3 protein-coding genes are annotated in these 4,423 nt (G+C 69.2%); 1 reads left to right on the forward strand and 2 read right to left on the reverse strand.

Annotated elements, in window-relative coordinates:
• The first annotated feature begins 700 nt into the window (after positions 1-700).
• The gene (locus tag ACFV6X_RS35410; RefSeq protein ID WP_377536168.1) at positions 701-895 is read left to right on the forward strand and encodes a hypothetical protein; all 195 of its coding nucleotides are present in this window, start codon (positions 701-703) and stop codon (positions 893-895) included.
• 143 nt (positions 896-1,038) lie between these two features.
• Here the strand turns inward: ACFV6X_RS35410 and ACFV6X_RS35415 are convergent, their stop codons facing one another.
• Both ACFV6X_RS35415 and ACFV6X_RS35420 read right to left on the reverse strand, forming a co-directional pair.
• Positions 1,039-1,317 carry a hypothetical protein gene (locus ACFV6X_RS35415; protein WP_377541237.1) on the reverse strand — a complete coding sequence of 93 codons (279 nt, stop codon included), beginning with the start codon at positions 1,315-1,317 and terminating at the stop codon, positions 1,039-1,041.
• A 1,475-nt stretch (positions 1,318-2,792) separates the two neighbouring features.
• On the reverse strand, positions 2,793-4,286 hold the full coding sequence (locus ACFV6X_RS35420) for a hypothetical protein (protein WP_380393911.1): 1,494 nt from the start codon (positions 4,284-4,286) through the stop codon (positions 2,793-2,795).
• Positions 4,287-4,423: the final 137 nt, after the last annotated feature.

A 4,423-nucleotide genomic window follows, 5' to 3' on the forward strand; every position in this document is an offset into this window, starting at 1 on the left:
GGACAGGCCGGGGCGGTGGTGACGTTGAGGGAGCGGGGCCCAAGCCGCGCAAGTCCTCACTCCTTCGCCGGACTCAGGCGAAGAAGGACAGGACCGGGGCAGAGAAAAGCCCCCGTCCGTTGTCCGGAGGGGGGCTTGGTACCTCAGTGCGTGACGAAGCGCTATCAGTGATCGAGCGGCACACCCTTGCATTCCGATCCGCAGGTGTTCCCCGGGGGAACAGATCGCGGCGGGGTGTTCCCCGGGGGAACAGCCCGGGATCACTGTGCCGGACCGGTGGGCAAGCCTCGCAAGTCCCTGTCGCGGCACCGGTGGGGGCAGTGGTGGGGGTTTCGGTGGGGCCCACCAACGGGGCCACCGGTGTCCGTGGTCGGGTCTGTGGTCGGGTGCGCGGTCGCCCCGTGGTCGGGTTGCACGGGAGGTTGCGCACCAGGTTGCGCACTCCTCATTCCGACGGCCTGCGTTGTCGCAGGTAGAGCCGCGTGGTCGGGCGCTTCCACTTGTGCCGACATCCCCTCTACGGCCCCCTGCCGCCCCAAGCAAGACGAAAGAGAAGGGTGGGGGGTGGGTGGTGGCGGCGGCCGGGCGAGGGGATCGGGTGCGTGGCGGTGGGCCGTCCGCCCGGCTCGCGCCGTGCGGCGAAAGCGCCGACGCCCCGGCATGGCGTCGGCGAAGGGTGGCCGACCGGGAGACTGGCGGCATGAGCACCACGCGCCGCCCACTGGGCACCGGTCCGTCGACCACCGCCAGGAGCACGACGACGTCGACCGCCCCGCGGCTGCTGCCCGTTGAGCACGTCGACCGCGAACAGCTCCTCGAGGACGACGCGGAGCACCAGGAGGTGGCCGCCGCGCGGCCCGACCGACGGACGCTCGGGTCGGGTCCGGCGGCATAGACCGGGGCAGCAAGGTGGAGCGAACTGGGCCCAGTTTCGCGACGGATCGGGGCAGCGAGAGGAGACGGCGACCTGCCGCTCACGTGAGCTGGGCTGGTCGCCGTCGGCGTCCCCGGTTGCGGATGCGGGACACGACGGGGCGTTCACTCCAGAGACTGAACCTCCGGCCGCGCGGAGGGGGCCTGACCGCTTGAACTGACGGACGGGCTGGGGGGCGGGCCTGCTACCGCCGGAACAGAAGAGGACGCGGCAGGCGCCGGCGCCTGAAGCGGAGCCTGCGAGGCATCCTGCTGTCCGATCAGATAGACCGCGGCAAGAATCCCGGCACCAACCAGGAGCGACGCACCCAGCTTCGGGTTCTTGTACGCCCAGTACACGGCGACGCCCGCGAGGGACATCGCGACGATCGTGAACAGGGTCATCGGCCCGTCACCCCGTACGTGACACCCTGCGCTCGCCTGTCGAACGGAGCCGGAATGAATGTCGCACAAGCTTCGTAATGCGCCATTTGTCGCGTGAGCCCGCTCGACGGCAGGCCGTCGCGGAGCTTAGGCTCGGGAACGTCTTTGATGGTTCTTCTCCTTGTACTTGAGATCCAACTCGGTCGGGCGAGGGCTGTCGGACTACACAGGCGGTCCCCTGTTGGCGCAGGGGACCGCTGTTTTTTTGCCTCCAGGTGTTCGAGGGCTGTCGGACTACACGGCGACCGGAAACCCGTTGGCGCGGTCGGCGTCGAACTCGTCCTCGAAGGGCCTCGTTCGGACTCCGGTGCTGCCGGTCAGGGAGAAGCCTACGCAGCGCGAGCGGAGCCGCCACAATGCCAACGGAATCACGCACACGCATAAAAGCGCCTAAGTGGCCCTGACCTGCTGCTTCATGTCGGATGCTCAGCTCACGAGGTTGGTGACAGGCACTTCATGTAGGGGGGTCATGAGGCCGCCAGCAGATCGAAAGTCCTCACATGAACCCTTCGGTGACGCGCACCACGTGACCGAGGGTCACTGGACGGATACTTCCGCTGACCGGCCCTGTCGACGAACATCGAGCAGTCGAACTTCGGGTCCGTCTCTAGGACGTTGAGCAGGTCGTTCGGCCGGTCTAAGCGCTGGTGAACGGGCCGCGGAGGACACCCTCGAAACTCACCTGGCAGGGGACGCCGCCTGAGATACATCTTCGCCCCTGGAGCGAAACGGCTGCGGTCCGATTTCCGGTACCTCAGGTACTGGACCTGCTTCGCGAAGAACATCTCCGAGTTCTTCTTGCAGCACTAGACCTTGTCCTCGATCTCAGTGCCGAAGTCGGCGCCGGCGAGGAGGACGACGGCAAGCTCTGAGTCGCTACCGACCGGTCGCGGGCGGCCGTCGTTGACATCAGATCCGGGCAGCCAGTTGTGGCCTATTGGAACGTTAGGCCGAGCGTCGGGGGCGACGTCGGGCCCGGGCACGGGCAGGGGAGCAAGCTAAGCGATCAGATATCTGATCGGTCCGCCGTGCCGGTCGGTCGCTGCGCTGGGCGTGTCCTGCGGGGCGCAGATTCCGGCAGCGAGTTGTGGGTCATTGGGCCCAGTTTCGCGGTCGGCCGGGCGGCGGCTTGCGACAGCTCTTGCGCCATCTCCTGCGGCATCTGCTGCGGCATCTGTTGCGACTTCTGCTGCCCTTACCGGATTCCGGCCGACCCCGTCTGTGCAGGTCACCACGCGTGGTGGGGGTGTCCGTTTTCGCTGACATCCCCTCTACTGCCCGCCTCCGTCACGTCCCCACCTGAAATTGGCGGTGGGGACGGTGACGCGCGGCGGCCCGGAGAGGGGATCCGGCGCCCCTCGCTGTCGCGCGAAAGCGCCGGCGCCCCGGACCCGTGTCGGCATCAGATTCCGGCAGCGAGTTATGCCGGACTGATATCAGTTCTGCGGCTGGGCGAGGCGTCGGGCGATGTGCCAGACGGCACGTTCGCGGTCGTCGGCGTCGTCCTCCTGGTCGTCGTTCTCCTCGGCTTCGCGGCGACGTCGTGCAGCTGCTTCCTCGCGTCGGCGGGCGAGGGCTTCGAGCATCTCGGCGTACGCGTCCACGACGTCCTGCGGACCGAGAACGACGACCTCGTCGGCGACGTCGGCGAGCGCCAGGACCTCACGGACGCGGGCAGCCATGGCGGCCGGGTCGGTGTTGCCGTCGGTGCCCTCGGCGGCCTGCGTCGCCTCCAGGTCGAGGGCCTTCCTCGCGACCGCGTGCCAGCCGTCCTCGGTGACGCGGACGCCCGCGCGGAGTTCGCCGCCCTCGGCGTCGGCCGCCGCGAGCAAGTCGAGGTTGTCTTCGTCGGTGTCGCCGCCGTCGATGCCGAGCATCGAGCGCAGGTAGCGGGTCCACTCGATCGCGCGGCGGCCCTTGGTCGCGCGCTCGTACTCGTGCCACTTCGCCAGGTTCCACTCCAGCGAGCCCTGTCCCTGGGCGTCGTCCTCGGGAACGCCTCCGGTCAGGTCTCCGATCCGGCCGAGGAGTTCGAACGGCGTGACGTTCTCGCCGCCCGCGGTTTTCAGGTCGGCGCGGGCGAGTTCGAGCGCCGGCGCCTTGCCGTCCTGCGTCTTGGCGATGTACTCGGCGAGGTCGTTCGCGTCGCGCTCGGTGTGCAGCCGCTTGAAGTCGACGCCGTGGCCCTTGCCCTCGCACGGGCAGTCGGCCCGTTCGCAGTCGTCCGTCGGCCGGAACTTCGGATTGATGCCCTGGAGGGTGCGGGTCCAGGTCGCGCGCCAGTGGTCTTCCCACTCGGTGAGCCGGTCCTCGGCAGGCGTGAAGGCGCCCGTGATCCTCTTGGCCGCCTTCTCTCCGGTGGTCCGGCCGCCGACGAGGACGATCGCGTGGATGTGCGGGTGCCAGCCGTGGGCCTGACCCACGGTCACCTCCGTCGCGCGGATCATCCCGAGGTAGCCGATCCGGTCGCGGATGCCCTCCTGGTCCTTCGCCCGGCAGCCGTCGCTGACCTTCCGTCCGGCCCACGTGCCGCCCGTGATGAGCCGCTGGTAGGCGCCGGGGCGCCGGGGGGTGTCCTCGGTTTTGCGGGTGCCCTGGAGAGCGTCCATGAGGTCGGCGAGCGCGTCCTTGTACGCGTGGCGGGCGGTGAAGGTCACCAGGTAGGCGGTCCCGCCCTGTTGGAGCCAGGTGACCACGGCCTGGGTGATCTCCTCGGCGCGGCGGTGGCGGATCACGGCGGCGCAGACCGGGCAGAGCCAGATCCGCCCGCACCGCATGAGGCCGAGGACCACGGAGGTTCCGGCAGCGGTCTGGGCGACGATCACGCCGGACGCGGGGTCCATCAGGGCCCGGCCGCAGCCCTTGCACGCGGAGTCGCCGGTGATCCGCCATAGGGTCCGGCGCCGGGTGTACCGCGCCGCTTTGCGCAAGCGGGCGGCGTCGCTTCGCGACTGCCCTTCCGAGAGGCTGTCGCCTCTCGGGCTCTCCCCATCCACCCCGTCCGGAGAAACCGCAGGTCGGCGGGGTGCGGGAAACTCTGTTGTTTCTTTCCCAAGCTGTCCGGGGT

Source organism: Streptomyces sp. NPDC059861 (genome assembly GCF_042731435.1).
In the GTDB taxonomy this organism is placed as follows: Bacteria; Actinomycetota; Actinomycetes; order Streptomycetales; family Streptomycetaceae; genus Streptomyces.

What these genes read in the sequence shown, in the direction of transcription:
- ACFV6X_RS35410 (WP_377536168.1), top strand. Translation starts at nt 701, where the DNA reads ATGAGCACCACGCGCCGCCCACTGGGCACCGGTCCGTCGACCACCGCC.
- ACFV6X_RS35415 (WP_377541237.1), bottom strand. Translation starts at nt 1,317, where the DNA reads ATGACCCTGTTCACGATCGTCGCGATGTCCCTCGCGGGCGTCGCCGTG.